The sequence below is a fragment of the Micromonospora sp. WMMD964 genome (assembly GCF_029581455.1).
Taxonomy (GTDB): domain Bacteria; phylum Actinomycetota; class Actinomycetes; order Mycobacteriales; family Micromonosporaceae; genus Micromonospora.
Map to the genome: position 1 here is coordinate 4,074,046 of NZ_CP120860.1, position 20,244 is coordinate 4,094,289.

Consider the following 20,244-nt stretch of genomic DNA (forward strand, 5'->3'; position numbering starts at 1 on the left):
TCAGCGTCGGTCGGCGCAGGCGACGCAGGTACGCGCCGACGGGCGGGCGGCCAGCCGCTCGGCGGGAATGGGACGACGGCACCGTTCGCACACGCCGTAGCTGCCGTCGTCGACCCGGTGCAGTGCGACGTCCAACTCGGCGAGGCGTCGGCGGGCCGCGTCCAGGACCGCGCTGAGCTGTGCGCGTTCGAAGGCGATCGTGGCGCCTTCGGGGTCGTGCTCGTCGTCGGCGTTCGACGCCCGGGACGCTTCGAAGAGGTTGCGCAGGTCGCCGTCGAGGGCGGTGACCTGCGCCTCGGTCTGCTGGCGCAGCCGCTGCAGTTCCTCGCGGATCGCGTCGGTGTTCCGGTCCATGGTCGCTCCACGGTACTGCCGAATGACCGTGGTCACAGTGTTTGCATTCCGAGACGACCGGTCATATCGTTCGTGGTGTCAGCGAGCCGGAACCGCCGATCGGAAGGAGCCCGAGATGCCACGACCGAAGTCGTCCGCCTCCGCCGGGACGCGGCAACGGCTGTCCGACGCCGCGTTGGACCTGTTCCACCTGCGCGGCTACAACGGCACGAGCGTTCAGGACATCGTCGCCGCCGCCGGAGCGCCCAAGGGCACCTTCTACAACCACTTCGCCAGCAAGGAGGATCTCGCCCTCGACTCGGTGGCGAGATACTCCGCGGCGATGGGGTTGGAGATGCTCGACGAGAAGCAGGGCGGCACGCCGCGCGAGCGGATCGTCGATCACCTCCGCTACATCACCGGCCTCGGCGACACCATGGGGGACCGGGGATGCCTGCTCGGCAACTTCGCCAGCGAGATCCCCGCGCACAGTGACGTCCTACGCGCCGCCGTGGACGCCGGCTTCGGCCGGTGGGTCGCCGCGCTGACCGTGGCGATCGAGCAGGCGCGCGCCGCCGACGAGCTGCACGGCGACGAACCTGCCCGCGACCTCGCCGGCTTCGTGGTCTCCGGCTACGAGGGGGCGGCAGCGCGGGCGAAGGCTTCCGGCAACCCGGATGCCCTGCGGGAGTTCTTCACGATCACCACGACGCGGGTTCTCATCTGATCCCTGTCGATCGCCGGCCGTGACGAGGGGTGTGGCCCCTGAGTCGCAGCTTTTACCAGTTATAAGACGACCGGTCGTACGCCCACGACGGGCAGGCCCATCACCCACACTGAGGAGTCGGACATGAGCACATACCTGATCAACCACCTGCGTATCCCCGGCGGCGTGCCCACCGAGGAGTCCCTGCGGTACCTGGAGCTGGTCCAGGCCACCACCGAGGCGTACGGCGCCAGGTGGCTCGCCGTCGACGCCGCGGTGCAGGTCATCGAGGGCGCCTGGCCCGGATCGGTCGTCCTGATCGAGTTCCCGGACGCGGAGACCGCGAAGGCCTGGTACAACTCGCCCGAGTACCAGGAGATCCTGTCGCTGCGCACCGCACACACCATCAACGACCTGATCCTGGTGGACTCGGTCGGCCCGGAGTTCACCGTGGCCGGCTACGCGCAGCAGATCCGGACCCTGCTCGGCCAGTGACGTGCGGGACCTCGGCCCCCGGGTACGACGTGGCGTGCGCGGGGGCCGCGCCTACATGAAGTTGCGGGTGTGCAGGGCCGACAGCGCGGCAGCCTCGTCGGGCCGGAAACCCAGGCGTACCAGTCGGCGCTGGCGGCCCTGGTCCATCGCCCGTTGCAGGGCCTGCACGCGGTCGAAGCCGGCGGACACGTCGTCGGGATGCCAACCGCCCGCGGCGAGCACCACGAGCGCGTCGAAGACGTCCGCGTTGAGGCCGGCGGTGTCGGCGAGCGCGTCGTGGCGACGGTGGATGGCCGCCCGCAGCCGGTCGCGCAGCAGCGGGTCGAGCCGTGCCTGATGCTCCAGGTGGGCCATGCCGAACACCACGTGTCGACGCTCGTCCTGCATGGCGAGCCAGCAGATCCGGCGGGTCACCTCATCCGGTGCGAACCGGTGCAGGAACGAGAGCAGGTCGACGAAGCTGCCCTCGCCGAGCACGGAGAGCAGGAACGAGGCCAACGCGAAGTCGGACTCCGCGACGAGGGTGAACAGCGACTGCCGACCGCCCGCCGACGACGTACCCAGCTCGGCGCCGCGCAGCAGCGCCCGCCGCCCGAACACCTCCATGTGCCGGGCCTCGTCGGCCATCTGCACGGCGAGGAGCTGCACCACCTCGCGGAAATGCGGGTGGATCCGCCCGACGAACCGGGCCGGCACGACGAGCGCGGCCTGCTCGTTCTCGACCAGGTAGGTCATCACCTGCACCACGGCGGCCTCGACGTCGGACGGCAGGTCGAACGGGTCGTCCCAGGGCACCGCGGTCTGCGGGTCCCACTGCCGCGCCGCCGCCTGCGCGTAGAGGTGCGGGGCGACGTCGGCCCACACCAGGTCGCGGTCGTCCAGGTCGAAGCGGGCCTCGGGGCCGCCTGCTTCGAGCAGCGCGCCCCGGACACCGAGCCCCCACCGCGCCGGCGGACGACTGCTGAGCGTCGTCGGTAGAGCCGGCCCGGCCCGCTCCGCGCCGAACCAGCGGTCGTCGTCCGCCGTGCCTCGCACGATCACCGCGACCAGGCCGCTCCGGTCACCCGGACCGGGCGACTCGACCCGGTGGCCCCGGCCACGGCACCAGGCGGGCAGGTGCACCGGCACCGCCGGGTCGCCCCCGAGGACAGCCAGCCGACCGCCGGGCGGCAACCGGGCCAGGGCACGCTGCACCAGCAGGTGCGCCCCCCGGCCGAAACCCAACTCGCCGAGGTGGACCTCGGCGTCGGCGGCCGGTGCCGCGTTCACGGCCGGTAGTCCGGTGCCGTCACCCGCCCGTCCGGGGAGTAGAAGCCGGCGGCGTCGACAGCGGCGGCCAGGGAGTCGTACCCCGTGGTCCGACCGTCCTTCCAGGCCGTCAGCCCCTCCAGGTCGAGCAGCGGACGCACCTGCGGATCGGCGTACGACATGCCGAGCAGCAACGTGCCGAAGAGCCGGACCCCGGGGGACTCCGGCTCGCGGACGGTCATGTTGCAGTGGTCGTACGGTGTGGTCTGCGCGACGATCCGGGTGCCGTCCGGCGGCAGGGTGCCCTCCTGGACGAATGCCAGGTGGTTCGCGTCGATCATGCAGGCGGCGTCGACAGACCCGCCGACCAGGGCGCGGGCCGCGTCGCGCTCACCGCCGACGTGGTCGCCGTGCAGGCCGACGCCGACATCGAAGCGGCGTACGTCGACAGCGACCCCGGCCGCCGCGAGGTGGCTCAGCGGGATCAACGTCGCCTGGGGGCTGTCCACCGCTCCGACCGCGACCGTCAGCCCGGCCAGGTCGGCGACCGTGCGCACGGGTGAGTCGGCCCGGACCACCACGACCGAGGTGAGGTCCTGGTCGGTGTCGCGCATCGTCAGCGCGCGCACCCTCGTGCCGTTGGCGAGCGCCAGTCGCTCGGCGCGCAGCCAGGCCAGGGGAGAGTTCCACGCCGCGTCGATCCGCCCGGCGACGAGATCCTCGACCTGCCGCTCGTAGTGCGAGTAGAGGACGAAGTCGAAGCCCAGGCCGCGTCCGCGCAGCCAGGCGCGGAAGCCCTCCCAGATGGTCACCACCTTGGGGTCGTACGCGACCGCACCCATCAGGACGCTGGGCGCCGGCATCAGCGATTCGCCTCGTCGAGCAGTGGCAGACCGGTGGCGACCCGACCGACGAAGTCGAGCAGCGCGTCGGTCGTGGGCGCCATCACCCGGGCGGCGCGCGAGTCCCGGAAACGACGTTCGAGGCCCAGCTCATTGCGGAACGCGCTGCCGCCGCAGAGCTGCATCGCGCCGTCGGTCACCTCGGCGACAGTCTCCCCGGCGAGCGCCTTGACCTGCAGCACCCGCAGCATCGCGTCGGCGCGGCCGGTCTCCAGGGCGGTGAGGGTGTCGCCCAGGAAGGCGCGCAACGCGTCGGTGCGGATCATCAGTCGGGCGAAGTCCCGGCGGGTGACCGGCGCGTCGCGCAGGGCGGCGCCGGTGTGCGCGAGCGTGGTCGCGGTGAGGTGCCGACCCGCCTCGGCGACCGCGCTGTCGGCGAGACCGAGGCAGAACGCGGCGTTGAGCACCAGGAACCAGGGCAGGACCGCGCCGAGGGCGGTGTCGAGCCCGGCGCCGTCGGCCGCCATCATCGCCGTCGACGGGACCAGTAGCCCGTCGGCGGTCATCGGCCGGGAGCCGTTGCCGCGCAGGCCGAGCCCGTCGAAGCCGCCGCTCACGGTCAGGCCGGCGCTGTCGGCCGGCACGAGCCACAGCGTCATCGGACCGGCGTCGCCGGAGAGCGGGAGGCTCGACCAGACGTAGCTGGTGGCCTCGCCGGCCGATGTGACCCAGCTCTTACGTGCATCGAGGCGGACGCTGCCGTCGTCGGTGCGGGTCGCGGTGCCGGTCGGCGACCAGAAGTGGCTGCGCGACCCGTACTCGGAGAAGGCCAGCGTGGTGAGGTGGCGGCCGGTCGCGATGGCCGCGCGGACGTCGCGCGGGCCGTGCGCCTCGATCACGGCGGTCGCCGCGTAGTGCATGAGCACCACCATCGCGGTGGAGCCACACTCGGCGGCCAGCCGCTCGACGACCCCGGCGACCGTCCGCATGCCGTGGCCGCCGCCGCCGACCTCGGGAGAGGAGGCCAGACCGAGCAGGCCCGCTGCGCCGAGGGCGTCGACGCCCTCCCGAGGGAAGACGCCCTCCCGGTCGATCGCCGCCGCCTGCGGCCGGATCACCTCGTCGATGACGGTGCCGAGCGTTTCGGTGACATCCGCGGTGGATTGACGACTGTCGACGGTGGACGTCATTGGCGCCCCTTCGGCCGAAGCGGTGGGACCGTCGCCGAGACTATCCGACGTGGAGTACGGAGCGCGAGTGTCGGATCACCGTCCGGTGCGGGTGCCGTCCCGGTGCGGTCGGCCGTGCCCGTCCTCCCGGTCGATCCGCAACTCCCGCTCCAACTCGGCGATGACCGCCCGCAGGTCGTCCAGCCGTTGGGTCAGCGCGATGCGGTCCACCTCGTCCGGCACGCCGTCGCCGTCCTCGTCGTAGTCGGGGGCCAACCGTTCGGTCATCTCCAACCGGCGCGCCTCCTCCATCGAGTTGACGATGACCGCGATGAGGATGTTGAGCAGCAGGTTGACGGTGATGACGACGTAGCTGACGTAGTAGAGCAGCGTCCACGGTGAGATGGCCATGCCCTGCTCGATGAGGTCCGGCAGGGTCTCCAACGACAGCAGTACGAACAGCGTCAGCAGCGACCGGCCGATGTCGCCGTACTCCTCGGGATACCTGTTGCCGAAGATCAACCAGCCGGCCATGCCGTACACGTAGAGCGTCACCACCGCCAGGGCGAGGAAGCCGGTGACACCCGGCAGGCTGCGCCACAGCGCGGACACGATGGTCCGCAGGCCCGGTGAGAACCGCACCAGTCGGACCATGCGGGCGACCCGCACGACCCGCAGCAGCGCCGGGTCGCCGTGCAGGCCCGGTATGAAGATGGCCGCGATCACCACGAAGTCGAAGACGTTCCAACCGTGCCGGAAGAAGTCCTGCGGACGTCTGCCGTACGCCGCGAGCCGGACACCGATCTCGACGACGAAGACGGCGCGGAAGAACAACTCCAGCCAGTGCAGTGCCGTGCCCGCGGGGCTCAGATCCTCGTACGTCTCCAGGCCGAGCACGATCCCGTTGGCGAGGATGACCACGACGATGGCGATCTCGAAGGGGCGCGACCGGGAGAGCCGTGCGCAGCGGGCGGCCCAGCCGGAGCGGTGGCGCGGGGACGTGGCAGGCTCACCTCGCTGGGCGGGCACCGGTGCGTCGCTCACCAGCCGGCCGGCTCGATCGGGCGCGCCGGGGCGGCGGTGGGTGCCCACCTCCGGCCGTCGTCGGGGCGGTGCGGCTGGTGGGCGGGCATGCCCACCAGCCTAGCCAAGATCAATGACGGTGCGCGATCACATGCCGCTCGTCAGTGAACCGCCCGCTCCGGCGTCACCGGCGCTGTGAAGAACGCGGCGAGGGGGTCGACGATCCGCGGATGCGCCCGGTTGATGGCGTCGTGGCCGCTGCGCGCGATCGTCAGCGTCCGGGCGCGCGGCAGCGCGCGGGCCAGCGCGGCGTTCTGCTGCACGTAGTAGGGCGGACCGTCGGCACCGCAGGCCAGCAGCACCTCGGCCTTCACCCCGGCCCAGCGGGTGGCCGGGCCGTCGTGCGCCAGGATCAGGGCCGTCTCCTCCAACGTGGTCGGCAGCAGCTCGCCCATGGTCCGACCGATCGGCGTACGCAGGAAGGCGCGGATGATCGCGATCCGGACGCCGAGCGGGAGCTTCCCCGCCGCCATGTGCGAGTTGATCCCGGCGGTCGTGATGGCGAGAGCCCGAGCGGTGTCACCGGCCTCCGCCGCCGCCCGCGCGGACGGCAGCCACGCCGACGGGAAGCTGCCGTCGATCGAGATCGCGGCGTCGTAGAGGGCGAGCCGGTCGATCGGTAGTCGGAGTGCGGCTTCGAGCGCCAGGAAACCTCCACTGCTGTGGCCGATGACGTTGGCCGCGCCGGTGTGCTCCAGCACGGCGGCGAGGTCGCCGATCTCCTGGTCCGCGGTGTAGGGCGCGGGCCTCGGTGGCGCGTCGGCCCGCCCCCGTCGGTTGTAGAGGTGCACGGTGAACCGGTCGGCGAGCGCCCGGGCCAGCCGCCGGTAGACGTCGATCGTCGTGCCACCGCCGTGCACCAGGACGATTCCCGGCCCCGCCCCCGTGGAGTGCAGGACGATCGCCGCGCCGTCCCGTGCTCTGACCTGTTCCATGATTGGTCCCCTTCGACGCCGACAACAACTGCGAACGACGTTTGCAGTTTACAGTAGATCGGTGAGCGACGCACCCGCGAGTACCGGCGCCGACCGGCAGTCGATCTGGAACAGGCCCGAACGGGGCAGCCGTGGTCCCGCTCCGGCGCACAGCCGGGACGCGATCGTCGCGGCCGCCGTCGCCCTGGCCGACGCCGAAGGGCTGGCCGCGGTGTCGATGCGCGCCGTGGCCGGCGCGCTCGGCACGGGGGCCGGATCCCTCTACCGGTACCTGTCGTCCCGGGACGACCTGCTGGACCTGATGACCGACCGGGCGGTGGGGGAGTTACGGCCGTACCCGCAGGCGGACGGCGGATGGTTGGACACGATGGTGCTGTTGGGGCGTCGGCAGCTGGCCCTGTTCGGCGCGCATCCGTGGCTGCTCGACGTGATCCACCGGCCGTCCGGCGTCGGCCCGGAGAGCCTGGCCTGGTTCGACAACTGCATCCGCGTCCTGGAGCCCGTACGCTGCCCCGTCGCGGCGAAGTTCGAGGCCATCGCGATGATGACCGGCGTGATGGGTCTTTTCGCCCGTCGCGACGCCGCGGCAGGGGCGTTCGACCTCGCCGGGGTCGACCTCGCGGCGTACCCGCATCTGGTCGCGGCGTTCGGCCGGCCCTCCGGGCCGGCGCCCCGCGCGGACCTCGTCGAGCGAACCCTGCGCGGCCTGCTGACCGGTCTGCTCATCGAGGAGCAGGACCAGGGCGAGTAGGCCCGGGCGGGCGGCCGGGCGTCTGCCTCTCACCCGCCCGGAATTAGCGTGAATGACGGCCGGGTCAGCCCTGCGCGGCCCGGATGGCGTCGCGCAGCGGGGTGCTCGGTCGCCCGATCAGCCGGCTGAGGTCGTCGCTGTCGGTCACCAGCTCGCCGATGGCGATCGAGTGGTCGAGGGCGGCGACGAAGCCGGCCGTCCCCGCGTCGAGCCCGACGTTCTCCAGGGCCGAGGCCAGCTCGGCGGTGGACAGATCCCGGTGGACGACGGTGGTGCCGGTCACCTCGGTGACCGCCTCGGCCAGCTCGTCGAAGGTGAACGGGTCGCCGCCCAGCTCGTAGACGGCGTTGCCGACCTCCTCGCGGGTCAGCGCCGCCACCGCGGCCGCCGCGTAGTCGGCCCGGGTGGCGGCGGAGACCTTGCTGCCGCCGGTGGCGCCGAGGATGGTGCCGGATTCGAGGTACTGCGGGAGCTGGTCGGTGTAGTTCTCGGTGTACCAGCCGTTCCGCAGCACGGTGTGGGTCAGGCCGGAGGCGGCGAGGACCTCCTCGGTGGCCTTGTGCTCCGGCGCGAGCGGGTTCGTGGTGGTGTCCGCCTTCAGGATGCTGGTGTAGACCAGCCGCTCGACCCCGGCGAGCTTGGCGGCGTCGATGACCGCGGTGTGCTGCGGGACGCGCTGACCGGGAGTGTCGCCGGAGATGAGCAGCAGACGGCGTACGCCGGCCACGGCGCCGGGCAGTGTCGACGGGTCGTCGTAGTCGGCCTGGCGGATCTCGACCCCGCGTGCGGCCAGGTCGGCGGCCTTCTCCGGGCTGCGGACGACGGCGGCGATCTCGGTGGCCGGCACACCGGTGTCGAGCAACTGCCCGATCACCAGGCGGCCCAGTCGACCGGTCGCGCCGGTCACGGCGTAGGTGGGCATGGGGACCTCCGATGGGTGGTGTCAGATCTGCAGGCACTTACGAATCTACAGCACTTTAGTTAAGTAACCATGGGGTAGGCTGGTGAGGTGAGCGACACGCCCGCCCAGGACCCGGCGGGGCCTACCCAGGAATTCGTCAGCGATGTCTTCGCCCGAGGGTGCACCTCCCGGGCGGCCTTCGAGGACGTCACCTCGAAGTGGGCCTCGCTGGCGCTGTTGGCGCTCGGCGAGGGCCGCTACCGGTTCAACGCCCTCCGTCGCCGGATCGACGGGGTCAGCGAGCGGATGCTCTCCCAGACACTGCAGACCCTCGAACGGGACGGGATGCTCACCCGCGAGGTGCTCACCGCGATCCCGCCCCGCGTCGAATACTCGCTGACGCCCCTCGGCTCCCGGGTCGCCGAACAGCTACGCGGCCTCGCCGACCTGTTGGAGGCCTCGGTGCCCGAGGTGGAGTCGGCCCGCGACACCCACGAGCGCGACCGGGGCTAGCCGTCCTGCGCGCAGATCGTGGTCATCTCGGCCAGGTAGCCGGCCAGGGTGGGTAGACCGGCCTCGGCGCGACGCCGCTCGACACCCGGTTCGTCGGTGATCGGAGTCGTCGGGGAGGGGCCGTCCGGACCGCAGCGGACCTGTGTGCCGTACAGCTGGGGCTCGCCCTTGCCCACCGCGACCCGGTCCTCGAGGTAGGCCAGGTTGCCCGGCGACGCCTGGCCGATGGCCACGGCCGCGCGCAGCAGGCCCAGCGCCTCCTGTTGGAAGGCCGGGTCCAGGTCGGAGTGTTGGGCGATGGCCCACGCCGCGTCGGCGCCGTCCTCGCCGACCAACGCGATCGTCGGCCAGCCGTGGGTACGGATGATGTCCTTCAACCGTACGGTGCGGGCCTGGTCGGACTCGGTCTGCGGCGTGCCACCGCGGTCGGCCTGGTCACGTTCCAGCATCGCGACCAACTCGTCGTGCAGCGCCTTGTCGTAGGCGGCGGGGGAGCCGACGGCCGCGGACGGGGTAGCGCTGGACGGTGCCGCCGGTGGGTCGACGGTCGGGCTCGACGAGGTGCCGCAGGCGGCGAGGGTAGCCAGCGTCACCAGCGGTACCGCCACCCGCAGCGGGATCGTCACATCGACGATTGTCGTCGGATCCTGGCGGGCTCACAAGCCTCAGGCGTCAGGCGTGCAGCGTCTCGCGTGGCGGTACGCCGTAGCTCGCGTGGTAGCGGGCCGTGAACCTGCTGTGGCTGGCGAACCCCCACCGGCTGGCGATGGCCGACACGGTCTCCCGGTGCGGGTCGGCCCGCACCAGGTCGTGGTGCGCGCGGTCGAGGCGGATTCGACGCAGGTACGCCGTCGGGGTGGTGCCGAGGTGGCGGCGGAAGGCGAGCTGCACCGCCCGCACCGAGACCCGGGCCGCGGCGGCGATGTCGGCGGCGCTGATGTCCTGGTCGGCGTGCTCCTCGAGGAACGTGATGGCCCGCCGCAGAGTGAGGCTGCTGGCGTCGTGGCGGTCGCCGGTGGTCGGTTCGGTGACAGCGGTGTTGGGAAAGACGGTGAGCGCCGCCGCGGCGAGCATCCGCGCGGCGTTGCCGATCACCAGCGGTTGGGTTCCGGCGGTCGGGCTGTTCAGCACCACGTCACTGACGAAGCTGGTCGTGTCGCGCCACTGGCGGGCGAGGGCCGCGCCGGCGGGACCCAGGTCGGTGAACCGGATCGGACCGGGCCGCCGGGTCGGCGCGGTGGTGGCGACCTGCGCCAGCACCGACAGGTCCAGCACGCAGAGCTCCACCTCGCCGGGATGCCACCGGACGCGGCACGGCTCCTCCGGCCTGGTGACGAGGAAGACGTCGCCCGGCCCGAACCGGTCGGGCGAGCCGTCGCAGGCGCGATCGACACGGGCGGTTCGGCTGCGCCCGACGACCAGACCGTGGAGTCTGCTGGCGTCGATGTCGAGGTGCCCGGTCTGCCGGGTGGTCGCGATGGCGAACGGGCCGGCGTCGACGCGGTGGTGCCTGAGCCGGTAGCCGTTCCTGCTCTGGATTCGCAGTTTCGGGTCGTACGTGGTGGACAGGAACTCGTGGATGGCCACCGGGTCGTGGCTGTCGAACTGGTGTGTCTGCACTGGTGTTGACGTCATCCGCTGCTGCCTCCGTCCGGTGCGGGTTCCGCCGGTGCGAGAAACGGTGCGGCGGCGGATCGGGACGTGCCGGGGTGTTCGGCGGTGGCCCGGCACGTCGTGGCCGGCGGTGCGGTGGAGTGGAACGTCGCGAGCGGGACGGCGGCGACCGGTCGGGGGCGTCGGGAACGGCCCTGATGTTCGGGGCGATTCAAGGCGCAATATCTGTCGATGGGAATGTCACCATACGACAACCACGGCTGCGCCGTCCCGCGAATCGCTGCCGTCTGTCGGCGGGTCGACTTCGCTTTCCGACTAACGCGTCGGCACGTTCTACGCCTGCCGTCCTAGCCACCCGTACGTCGGACAACGAAATGTTATTCACGATCACCGCGGGCGGTCGCCTGACGAATGGCCACCGCCCGATGGACCGGCCCACGGGAGGGATGAGCGTTGGACAGTACCGAACCGGAACGCATCGTTCGATTGGCGGTGGCGGAGGCGCTGGCCCGGGTGGCGGACGAGGACAGCCTGGGGTTGGGCGAGGGCGACGCGGTGCATCGACTCGGCGGCGCCCTGCGCGAGGTGTTGCACCGCGCGCTCGACGACCGGGTGCCGCTGACCACTCCGGACTTCGTCGATCTCTGCCGTGAACTGCGTCTGCACCGCGACGCCTTCGACCTGCTGGGGCACCACCTGATGACCGCGTTGCTGGCCCAGCACGTCGGCCCGGACGCGCTCATCCGCGTCGGAGTGCTGCTCGGCACCGTCGGGCGCTACCTGCCCGCTGCCCGTCCGACCCACCGCAACGAGGGCCCCGCGCCGCGACGACGCGATGTGCGTGCGGACAACAGCGTCGTCGGTCGGTACCGCCGGGCGAAACTGCCCGAGCACCTGCCCAACCCGCCGAGCTGGACCTGCACCGGATGTGGTCGGGAGTGGCCCTGCGCGACGAAGCAGAGCCAACTGCTCGCCGAGTTCGGCGGAGCGCGCGCCGCCCTCGCGGTCTACCTCGGCTCCTGCCTCGTCGCCGCCGCCCAGGACCTGCCCACGCTGCCGCTGCCCCGGGTCCGGCTCCGCTTCCTGGGCTGGCTGCCCCGCGCCCGGATCTAACCGGTGCCACCCATACTGGGCAGGGTGTTCATCGTGGACACGCCCGCCGTACGAGGGCTGTTCACCACGCTCTTCAAGGCTCCTTGATCGAAAGAGCATTCGCTTGATCGAGGAGAGGCTCTCACGTGAGAGACAAGCAAGCCGAAGAGACCGAGCGGGCGCAGCTGTCACGGCGCAAGCTGGTCAAGTACGCGGGTGTCGGCGCGACGCTGGCCGCGGCCAGCCCCCTGGTCGGCGCCGGCGCGGCGTGGGCCGACGAGGACCGCAAGCCGGGTGACGACGACAAGAGCGACCGGGGCACCTCCAGGAACCGGGCGTGGCGCGCCGGCGACCACCACATCCACTCCGAGTACAGCGGCGAGTTCGACACCACGAAGTCACCGATCGTCTTCCACAAGGGCGCGGACGCGGTCTACCCGATCGTCACCAACGCCATCATGGCGAAGCACTTCGGTCTGACCTGGGCGATGTGCACCGACCACGGTGGGCCGACCCACTCGAAGGTGAACATCGAGCAGGCGTACCCGGACCTGCTGCGGTCGCGCAAACTGGTGCCCGAGGTGCTCCAGTTCTGGGGGATGGAGTTCGACGCGCCGTCGCTGGACCACCACACGCTGATGATCCCGCGCCACGACGACGAGGCCAAGCAGCTCTTCGAGTTGGAGAGCCGGTTCGCCAAGTACGACGCGTTCCCCACCGACCCGGCCCGGGACACCGAGGCGAAGATGGTCGAGTTCCTCAAGGTCGCCCGGGGCATGCCGCACAAGCCACTGGTGATCGCCCACCACGCGTCCCGTTCAGCGCCGGGCCTCGGCGTCTACGGCCAGGACACCCCGCGCGAGTTCCGCAACGGCAACAACGCCGCGCCGGACGTCTACATCGGCTTCGAGGGCGCACCCGGCCACCAGGCCGGCCCGCTCAACGGCGGCAAGCGCGGCGGGTACGGCAACCACCCGACCTACGGCGGCTTCGACCAGATGACCGCCCGGGTCGGTGGGCTGTGGGATTCGCTGCTCGGTGAGGGTCGGCGGTGGTGGATCACCGCGACCTCGGACTCGCACGTGCACTGGACCCGCGGTGGCTCCGACTTCTGGCCGGGTGAGTACAGCAAGACGTACGTGCACGCCCGCCAGGACTACGGCGACATCATGGACGGTCTGCGCAACGGCCGGATCTGGGTCACCACCGGCGACCTGATCCGCAGCCTCGACGTCACCGCCACGTCCCAGGGCAAGACCGCCGAGGTGGGTCAGACCATCACGGTCAGCCGTCGGAGCCGTACCGACGTGGAGATCGAGATCACGTTCCGCCCGCTGGGCGGCGTGAACGCGAACGGAGACCGTCCGGAGGTCCGCCGGGTCGACCTGATCGTCGGCCAGATCACCGGTCCGAGCGCCAGCCTGGACGCCGACACCAACCCCACCACCAAGGTCGCGGCCCGGTTCGGCCCGCGGGACTGGCGTCGGCACGGCGACAGCTACGTCATCCGGCACACGCTGCGCAACGTCGAGGCCGACACCTACGCGCGGGTTCGCGGCACCAGCACCGACGAGGCCGAGCCGCTCGCCGACGGGCTGGAGAGCCCGTGGGACGACCTGTGGTTCTACTCCAACCCGGTGTTCGTGCACGTGCGCTGACCAGCGCGGTAGCGGTGGCGCGGGGGCCGCTCGACGGACGACTGTCGAGCGGCGCCCACCCGTGTCCGGCGGGCGTCAGGCGCGGCGACGGGTGTCAGGCGCGGCGTCGGGCTCGGGGGGTCGGGGTCCTCCGCACCCGGGCGGACGCGGCGTCGGGTCGGTCCGTCGTCGGCTGCACCTGCGCCGCCACCTCGCACAGGTCACGCAGCGGATCCGCCGCCTGGGCCGAGCAGGCGACCCGTTGGAGCAGCGCCCGAAGCGTCGCCGCGTCGGCCGGCGCGAGCGCACCCAGCAGATGCGACTCGACCCGCCGGAGCGCGGCGCGCCGCTCCTCCCAGGCCGTGCGGCCGGCGTCGGTGACGTCGATCAACCGGTTGCGCCGGTCCGCCGGGTCCGCCCGACGCGCCACGAAGCCGGGCCGTTCCAGGTCGTCGATGAGGTACGTCAGCACGGTGCGGTCGAGGCCGAGCTCCTCGGCGATCGCCCCCTGGTTGCGAGCCGGACCGTTGATCGCGGCGGTGAGCACCTGGTAGCCCCGGGGACCGCCGGGGAAGTCGGTGAGCGCGTGGTCGGCCGCCCGGACATAGCCACGGAAGACGATCCCGAGCATCCAGCCCAGGTCGTCGTCGAGGGGATCGGGCCGATCCGGCCGGAGGGTGGCACCCGTCATGTCTCGACAGTAGCGCAGTCCCACAGACCTTGTTGGCAGAAGATGTTCTGGCTGGCATAAGGTTTAGCTCATGGCGCATCGCCCGACGCGTCGTGTGAAACGGGAGGCTCGCAGATGAGCGACTACGGCCACGACCTGGTCTTCGGATCCTTCGTCACCCCCGACGCCGGCGACCCGGACCGCACGGTCGGCCTCGCCGTCCTGACCGAGCAGGTCGGCCTGGACCTGGTCACCTTCCAGGACCACCCGTACCAGCCGGCGTTCCTCGACACCTGGACGTTGCTGAGCTACGTGGCGGCCCGCACCGACCGGGTGCACCTGGCGGCGAACGTGACGAACCTGCCGCTGCGCCCACCGGCGGTGCTCGCCCGCAGCGTGGCCAGCCTGGACCTGCTCAGCGACGGCCGGATCAACCTCGGTCTCGGCGCGGGAGCCTTCTGGGACGCCATCGAGGCGATGGGTGGCCGACGGCTGACCCCCGGCCAGGGCGTACGCGCGCTGGAGGAGGCCATCGAGATCATCCGGCAGGTGTGGGACACCCAGACGCGCGGCGGGGTTCGTGTCGACGGCGAGTTCCACCGGGTGGTGGGCGCGAAGCGCGGTCCCGCACCGGCGCACGCCGTACCGATCTGGCTGGGCGCGTACAAGCCCCGGATGCTCCAGCTCACCGGTCGCCGGGCCGACGGTTGGCTGCCCACGTTGGGCTACCTGCAGCCCGGCGACCTCGCCAAGGGCAACGCGATGATCGATGACGCCGCGCAGGAGGCCGGCCGGTCGCCCCGGGACGTACGCCGGCTGCTCAACATCGCCGGCCGGTTCTCGGCCGTCGGCAGTGGGCCGCTGAACGGACCCGCCGAACAGTGGGTGCGGGAGCTGACCGAGTTGGCCCTGGGCGAGGGCGTGAGCACCTTCATCCTCGCCGGTGACGACCCCGACGACCTGCGTCGCTTCGCGGCCGAGGTCGCCCCCGCCGTCCGCGAGTCGGTCGCCGCCGAACGCGCCGGTGCCACCGCCGGTCGCGACCCGGGTGCGGCCGAGCGTGACAGTGCCGTGGCCGAAGGCACCCAGGGAGCGGGAGAGCGCGAACGGATCGTGGCGGAGCGCGTGGGGCGTGCGGTGCCGGAGTCGGTCGCCGCCCCGGCGGTACGGCCGAGCCGCGCGACGGTGACCGGTGGCGCGTTCGCCGTGGTGCCGACGCCCGACGACGGCGTGCGGCGCAGCGACCAGCAGGTCTGGGACGAGTCGACCCGACCGACCGGGCCGATGCCCGACCCGGATCGCACCTACACGCCGCAGGAGCAGGCCACCGGTGCGCATCTGGTGCAGATCCACGACGGGCTACGTGCCGAGCTGACCCAGATCCACGACCTGATCGACCAGGTCGCGGCCGGTGAGATCGACGCCGGTGCGGCCCGATCGCACATCAACACGATGACCATGCGGCAGAACCGGTGGACGCTCGGCGTCTACTGCGAGTCGTACTGCCGCATCGTCACGACCCATCACACGATCGAGGACCAGTCCCTCTTCCCCCGGCTGCGGGCGCGTGATCCGCGGCTCGGCCCGGTCGTGGACCGGCTGGAGCAGGAGCATCACGTCATCCACGACGTGTTGGAGGGTGTCGACCGGGCCCTGGTCGCGTACGTCGGGTCTCCGGACGGGCTCGCCGACCTGCGGGCTGCGGTGGACCTGCTGACCGACGCCCTGTTGTCGCACCTCAGCTACGAGGAGCGGGAACTGGTCGAGCCGTTGGCCCGGTTGGGCATCGCCTGATCGTCCTCACTGCCGAACGCGGGAGGGGTTGCCGAACAAAAACCTGAGAGACTACTCTCGAAACATGTCTCTCAAGAATCCGTACGGGGACTTCGAGATCAACGAGCCGCAGGCGCTGCGGGCGTTGGCGCACCCCGTCCGGCTGGCCATCCTCGAACACCTCCAGCGGGAGGGCCCGGCCACCGCGACCGGGCTCTCGCCGCACGTCGGCGCCACGCCGTCGGTGGTCAGCTGGCACCTGCGGCACCTCGCGACGTTCGGGCTCGTCACCGACTGGGACGGTGCCACCAGCAAACGGGAACGCTGGTGGCAGGCGGCGGCGCGGGGTTTCCGCTTCACCCTGCCCGACGACGCCGAGGGGCAGGCCGCCGGCCGGCAACTGCGCGGCGAGATGTTCGCCCGGCGGGCCGAGGTGCCCCAACAGTGGTTGCTGCACGACGAACCCCAGCTCGACGCCGAGTGGCGCGGGCTGGCCGGCGTCGCCGACACCCGCTTCGTGGTCACCGCCGACGAGCTGCGGCAGCTGGAGGAGTCGATCGAAGAGTTGATCGCCCCCTACGTGCGGCGCAAGGAGGAGGCGGCCCCGGACGGCGCGCGAATCGTCCGGATGCTGCGCTACCTCCTGCCCGAGTCCGGCGACGACTCCTCGGCCGAGCCCGGCGACGACGGCGCGGGCACATCATGACCGCCAGCGGCACCGCGAGCGCCACCGGCGCCGTACCCCCGCCGGCCCTGCACCGCGACCGGCGGTTCCGCACCTTCTGGGCCGGCGAGACGATCTCCCAGTTCGGCGACCGGGTCAGCGAACTGGCACTGCCACTGATCGCCGTCTCCCTGCTCACCGCGACACCCGTGCAGGTCAGCGTCCTCACCGCCCTGATCTGGCTGCCCAACCTGCTCGGCCTGTTCCTCGGCGCGTGGGTGGACCAGCGCACCCACAAACGGCGACTCCTGATCATCGCGGACCTGGTCCGCGCGGCGGTGCTGCTCAGCCTGCCCGTGGCGTACCTGTTCGACGCGATCACCCTCGCCCAGCTCTACCTGGTGGCACTGCTCACCGGCCTCGGAGCGGTGCTGTTCGCCATGGCGCGTCAGGCCTTCTTCGTCGCCCTGGTGCCGCGATCGGCGTACGTGGACGCGAACAGCAAGCTGAGCATGAGCCGATCGCTGTCCTTCATCGCCGGTCCCGCCGTCGGCGGTGGGCTGGTCCAGGCGCTCAGCGCACCGGTCGCGATCCTCGTCGACGCGGTGTCGTTCCTCGGCTCGGCGCTGCTGCTCCGCCGCATCCCGGTGACGGAGTCACCTGTGCCGCCGCGCCGGACCTCCACTCTCGGTCTGGTCCGCGAAGGGCTCGTGCTGGTGCTGCGGCACCCGGTGTTGCGGGCGGCCCTCGGGTGCACCACTACCGTCAACTTCTTCACCTTCATCGCCGGCGCGCTGCTGGTGCTCTACGCCAGCCGGGACCTCGACCTGTCGGCCGGCGCGATCGGCGTCGCCCTCGGGTTCGGCGCGCTCGGCGGCCTCGCCGGCGCGGGGCTCGCCCCACGGATCTCCCGCTCCATCGGGTTGGGGCGTACCGCCATGATCGGCGCGGTGCTCTTTCCCGCACCGCTGGCACTGACCGCACTGCTGACGGGCCCCACCTGGACGAAGGTGGCCATGCTGGCGGCCATCGAGCTGGTCTCCAGCATCGGAGTGATGCTGATGGACGTCAACCTGAACGCCCTGCTCACCGCCGTGACACCCGACGACGCGCGAGGACGCCGGGCCGGGGCGTACAGCGCCGTCAACTACGGCATCCGACCGATCGGCGCGTTGGTCGGTGGCGCGCTCGGCACCACCATCGGGCTGCGACCCACCCTGGCCATCGCCGGGCTGGGTGGCGTGCTCGCCGTGCTCTGGCTGGCCGCGTCGCCGGTACGCCACATCAGAACCCTGGACGACCAGACCGCGTGACCTCGTCGGCGCTGGACACCATGGGCGGCGGCACCGAGCCGTCGGCGGCCTGTATGCGCCGCGCCGACACGCACGTCACCGGCGCGGTCAGTCTGCTTGCGCCGCCAGGACCCGGGCCAGCTCGGTGGGCTGGGAGAACATCGGCCAGTGGCCGGTGGCCATGGTGACCAGTCGCCAATGGTCGCCGGCCAGCAGCTCGGCCACTGTGTCGTTGGGCTCGGGCCCGTCGAGCAGGCACTTGACGTACGTCGCCGGAAGCTCACCCAGCGGGCGGGTCAGCACGGCCGGCTCGGTCAGCGTGGCCCCCGGGTGCGGCACGGAGCCCTCGATCAACCGGGCGACCTGCTCGTCGGTGAGGTCCTGACCGTCGAGGTCGGCCGCGCCGATCGGCGGCCAGTAACCCCCGTTCTCGGTGAGCTGCGCTTCGAACGCCTCCCGGCCCTGCCACCAACCGGACGCGAACGACCCGCCGTCGACCGGCACCTCCGCGTCCACGAAGACCACCCTGGTCAACCGGTCGCCGATGCGCTCGGCGGCCTGACCCACCGGGATGCCGGAGTAGCTGTGCCCGACCAACACCACGTCGCGCAGGTCGCGACGCTCGATCTCGTCGACGATGTCCTGCACGTGGGTCTGCTGCCCAGCCGGCACTCCCCGCTTGTCACCGAGCCCCGAGAGGGTCAACGCGTGGGCGCCGTGGCCGGCCGCCCGCAGCGGTGACACCACGTCGCCCCATGCCGACGCCCCCAGCCACGCCCCCGCCACCAACACGAATTCAGCCATGAGCGGGACCCTAGCCGCACCCTCCGACAGCCCTGCTGGCCCGACCTGCTGTCCGACCGGCTGCTCGCCTGCGCCCGACGGCCGTCGGTGAAGACGCCCCCGCGTCAGGACCAGGTGCGGGCCTCGGCGGCGAAGAGCTCCGGCGGGCTCTCCACCGGCAACACGCAGAGCAGGTGACCGCCGGGCGCCCGCAGGATCCGACACTCGAGCCACTGCGACACCTCGACGGCACCCAGACCGACCAACCGCGCGGTCTCGGCCGGCACGTCGTCGGTCTCGATGTCGAGGTGGAAGCGGGGCTCGTCGTCGACCGCCTGGACCGCGGTGACCAGCCCCGGTAGCGCCTCGTGCAGTCCGACGAACTGCGGCTCCGTCGGATGGGATCGGGTGCTGACGCCGAGCGCGGCGGACCAGAACTCCGCAGCCCGGGTGGCCTGCGCCGCGGGGGCGTCGATCAGCAGGGCGTAGACGCGACTTCGATGCATGCGAGGCAGCATATCGACGTCCGTCAGCTCAGGAGTGGTCCAGTCTGGACGGCCCGGCCGGCACCGACATCCGGTAGATGTGCACCGGGTAGTCGACCGCACCACGCCCGCCGTTGAACCCGGCGGTCAGGTGCAACTGGGCCGCCGGCATCCAGAGCCGGGCCTCGGCGTCGAGCCACATCGCGTCCACCCAGACCAGCCGGGGGTCGGCGACGAGGGTACGCACGCTGCCGTCCGGCGCGACGGTGAGAATGCGCCTGCGCTCCACGTCGCTGAGGTAGATGGTGCCGGTGGCGTCGATCGCCGTGCCGCCGGTGCTGGGGGTGTCGCACCACCGTTCGACCCGCCGGGCCACCTCGTCGGCCGACACCGCCGGGTCGTCGATCCACCTGGTGTCGACGCGGGACATCCCACCGGAGGCCGGCTGGTAGTAGAGCCAGCGTCCGTCGGGCGACACCTCCAGTTGGTCGACGTGCAGACGCACCTCGGTGCCGTGCGGGTCGCGCAGCACCCGCCCGTCGGCGACCAACGGACCGCCGACGGTGCTCGGATGACCGTCGAGCACGCGTCGAAGCCGACCCGATTCGAGGTCGAGCACGACGAGGCCGGGCATCCCCGCGTCGGTGAGGTACGCGAGCGACCCGTTGAAGCGGACGTCGTCGACGTAGCTGGTGGGGTGCAGCGCCTCGCCGAGGTGGTAGACCCGTTCCACCCGGTCGTCGTGCGCGTCGACGGCGATCAGCCGGGCGCCTCCCGGCACCTGCTGCCCGCCGAGTTGCGGCGAGCCCGAGTCGATGATCCACAGCCGGCCGTCCGGGCCCGCGCGCAAGCCGTTGACGTGCACGAACGCGCCGTCCGGTGAGGCGTTCGCCTGGTTCCACGCCGCGTCCGGGTACGGGGCGCGGCGGCCGTCCGGGAGTGCCTCCACCACCTGGGCGCCCGGCCCGTCCGCCGACGGGTAGCTCAGGAAGACCCGCCCTCGCAGGGACGTCACCCCGGTGCACACCCGGCTCTCACTGAGGACCGGTGTCAACCGGGGGTCCGGCCGAGTGGGCAGCGTGGACATCGACCCGCTCCTCACCCGCCCCCGCGGCGTCGTCGGCTCCAGCCGGGAGCCGACCGACCCGGCCACCCACCGCGGTATCCCCGGAGCATGCCGGGCGAAACCGCCGGCTCAGCGGATGCCGCCCGCCCCGGTGGTGCGCGCTCCGACGATCCGTCAGGATGGGCCCTGGCG

Annotated in this window: 22 protein-coding genes; 9 read left to right on the top strand and 13 right to left on the bottom strand. The window is 71.9% G+C overall.

Annotated features, from left to right (window positions below; all coding sequences use genetic code 11):
• A complete protein-coding gene (locus tag O7616_RS18585; protein WP_282303166.1) occupies positions 1-354 on the bottom strand; it encodes a TraR/DksA C4-type zinc finger protein in 354 nt (117 codons plus the stop codon).
• Positions 355-469: 115 nt separating this feature from the next.
• On the opposite strand from O7616_RS18585, the gene O7616_RS18590 reads away from it, so the two are divergent.
• Together O7616_RS18590 and O7616_RS18595 are read left to right on the top strand one after the other, a co-directional pair.
• A complete protein-coding gene (locus O7616_RS18590; protein ID WP_282303167.1) occupies positions 470-1,060 on the top strand; it encodes a TetR/AcrR family transcriptional regulator in 591 nt (196 codons plus the stop codon).
• A 123-nt stretch (positions 1,061-1,183) separates the two neighbouring features.
• On the top strand, positions 1,184-1,534 hold the full coding sequence (locus O7616_RS18595; protein ID WP_282303168.1) for a DUF1330 domain-containing protein: 351 nt from the start codon (positions 1,184-1,186) through the stop codon (positions 1,532-1,534).
• A gap of 51 nt (positions 1,535-1,585) precedes the next feature.
• Here O7616_RS18595 and O7616_RS18600 read toward each other — a convergent pair whose 3' ends face one another.
• From O7616_RS18600 to O7616_RS18620, 5 genes are all read right to left on the bottom strand, one after another.
• The gene (locus tag O7616_RS18600; RefSeq protein ID WP_282303169.1) at positions 1,586-2,803 is read right to left on the bottom strand and encodes a ferritin-like domain-containing protein; all 1,218 of its coding nucleotides are present in this window, start codon (positions 2,801-2,803) and stop codon (positions 1,586-1,588) included.
• Positions 2,800-3,645: a PhnD/SsuA/transferrin family substrate-binding protein gene (locus O7616_RS18605; RefSeq protein ID WP_282303170.1), complete on the bottom strand. Its 846-nt coding sequence runs from the start codon at positions 3,643-3,645 to the stop codon at positions 2,800-2,802. Before O7616_RS18605 ends, O7616_RS18600 begins: the two co-directional genes overlap by 4 nt.
• Positions 3,645-4,814 carry an acyl-CoA dehydrogenase family protein gene (locus tag O7616_RS18610; protein WP_282303171.1) on the bottom strand — a complete coding sequence of 390 codons (1,170 nt, stop codon included), beginning with the start codon at positions 4,812-4,814 and terminating at the stop codon, positions 3,645-3,647. Before O7616_RS18610 ends, O7616_RS18605 begins: the two co-directional genes overlap by 1 nt.
• A 75-nt stretch (positions 4,815-4,889) precedes the next feature.
• Positions 4,890-5,837, bottom strand: a complete 948-nt coding sequence (locus tag O7616_RS18615; protein WP_282303172.1) for an ion transporter — start codon at positions 5,835-5,837, stop codon at positions 4,890-4,892.
• 140 nt (positions 5,838-5,977) lie between these two features.
• On the bottom strand, positions 5,978-6,811 hold the full coding sequence (locus O7616_RS18620) for an alpha/beta fold hydrolase (RefSeq protein WP_282303173.1): 834 nt from the start codon (positions 6,809-6,811) through the stop codon (positions 5,978-5,980).
• A 61-nt stretch (positions 6,812-6,872) separates the two neighbouring features.
• On the opposite strand from O7616_RS18620, the gene O7616_RS18625 reads away from it, so the two are divergent.
• On the top strand, positions 6,873-7,562 hold the full coding sequence (locus O7616_RS18625; RefSeq protein WP_282303174.1) for a helix-turn-helix domain-containing protein: 690 nt from the start codon (positions 6,873-6,875) through the stop codon (positions 7,560-7,562).
• A gap of 64 nt (positions 7,563-7,626) precedes the next feature.
• On the opposite strand, the gene O7616_RS18630 is transcribed toward O7616_RS18625, so the two are convergent.
• Entirely contained in the window at positions 7,627-8,484 is an 858-nt protein-coding gene (locus O7616_RS18630; protein ID WP_282303175.1) for an SDR family oxidoreductase, read from the bottom strand.
• Between the two features lie 87 nt (positions 8,485-8,571).
• Here O7616_RS18630 and O7616_RS18635 point away from each other — a divergent pair, with 87 nt between their 5' ends.
• Complete coding sequence (locus O7616_RS18635; protein WP_282303176.1) at positions 8,572-8,976, top strand: helix-turn-helix domain-containing protein; 405 nt, start codon at positions 8,572-8,574, stop codon at positions 8,974-8,976.
• On the opposite strand, the gene O7616_RS18640 is transcribed toward O7616_RS18635, so the two are convergent.
• Positions 8,973-9,602 carry a DUF6624 domain-containing protein gene (locus tag O7616_RS18640; protein WP_282303177.1) on the bottom strand — a complete coding sequence of 210 codons (630 nt, stop codon included), beginning with the start codon at positions 9,600-9,602 and terminating at the stop codon, positions 8,973-8,975. The genes O7616_RS18635 and O7616_RS18640 overlap by 4 nt on opposite strands.
• 46 nt (positions 9,603-9,648) lie before the next feature.
• Positions 9,649-10,611: an AraC family transcriptional regulator gene (locus O7616_RS18645; protein ID WP_282303178.1), complete on the bottom strand. Its 963-nt coding sequence runs from the start codon at positions 10,609-10,611 to the stop codon at positions 9,649-9,651.
• Positions 10,612-11,043: 432 nt separating this feature from the next.
• Here O7616_RS18645 and O7616_RS18650 point away from each other — a divergent pair, with 432 nt between their 5' ends.
• Together O7616_RS18650 and O7616_RS18655 are read left to right on the top strand one after the other, a co-directional pair.
• Positions 11,044-11,703, top strand: a complete 660-nt coding sequence (locus O7616_RS18650) for a hypothetical protein (protein WP_282303179.1) — start codon at positions 11,044-11,046, stop codon at positions 11,701-11,703.
• A gap of 125 nt (positions 11,704-11,828) precedes the next feature.
• Positions 11,829-13,340, top strand: coding sequence for a phosphoesterase (locus tag O7616_RS18655; protein WP_282303180.1), 1,512 nt, complete (start codon positions 11,829-11,831; stop codon positions 13,338-13,340).
• 94 nt (positions 13,341-13,434) lie between these two features.
• On the opposite strand, the gene O7616_RS18660 is transcribed toward O7616_RS18655, so the two are convergent.
• Positions 13,435-14,010, bottom strand: coding sequence for a MarR family winged helix-turn-helix transcriptional regulator (locus O7616_RS18660; RefSeq protein ID WP_282303181.1), 576 nt, complete (start codon positions 14,008-14,010; stop codon positions 13,435-13,437).
• A 114-nt stretch (positions 14,011-14,124) separates the two neighbouring features.
• Here O7616_RS18660 and O7616_RS18665 point away from each other — a divergent pair, with 114 nt between their 5' ends.
• From O7616_RS18665 to O7616_RS18675, 3 genes are all read left to right on the top strand, one after another.
• Positions 14,125-15,783 (top strand): LLM class flavin-dependent oxidoreductase, encoded by a 1,659-nt coding sequence (locus O7616_RS18665; protein WP_282303182.1) that lies wholly within the window; start codon positions 14,125-14,127, stop codon positions 15,781-15,783.
• 64 nt (positions 15,784-15,847) lie between these two features.
• Positions 15,848-16,468, top strand: coding sequence for a helix-turn-helix domain-containing protein (locus O7616_RS18670; RefSeq protein ID WP_282303183.1), 621 nt, complete (start codon positions 15,848-15,850; stop codon positions 16,466-16,468).
• Entirely contained in the window at positions 16,465-17,739 is a 1,275-nt protein-coding gene (locus tag O7616_RS18675; RefSeq protein WP_282303184.1) for an MFS transporter, read from the top strand. The genes O7616_RS18670 and O7616_RS18675 overlap by 4 nt, the downstream gene beginning before the upstream one ends.
• A gap of 87 nt (positions 17,740-17,826) precedes the next feature.
• Here O7616_RS18675 and O7616_RS18680 read toward each other — a convergent pair whose 3' ends face one another.
• From O7616_RS18680 to O7616_RS18690, 3 genes are all read right to left on the bottom strand, one after another.
• Positions 17,827-18,522, bottom strand: a complete 696-nt coding sequence (locus tag O7616_RS18680; protein ID WP_282303185.1) for an alpha/beta hydrolase — start codon at positions 18,520-18,522, stop codon at positions 17,827-17,829.
• A gap of 104 nt (positions 18,523-18,626) precedes the next feature.
• Complete coding sequence (locus O7616_RS18685) at positions 18,627-19,007, bottom strand: VOC family protein (protein WP_282260067.1); 381 nt, start codon at positions 19,005-19,007, stop codon at positions 18,627-18,629.
• Between the two features lie 28 nt (positions 19,008-19,035).
• Positions 19,036-20,073: an L-dopachrome tautomerase-related protein gene (locus O7616_RS18690; RefSeq protein WP_282303186.1), complete on the bottom strand. Its 1,038-nt coding sequence runs from the start codon at positions 20,071-20,073 to the stop codon at positions 19,036-19,038.
• Positions 20,074-20,244: the final 171 nt, after the last annotated feature.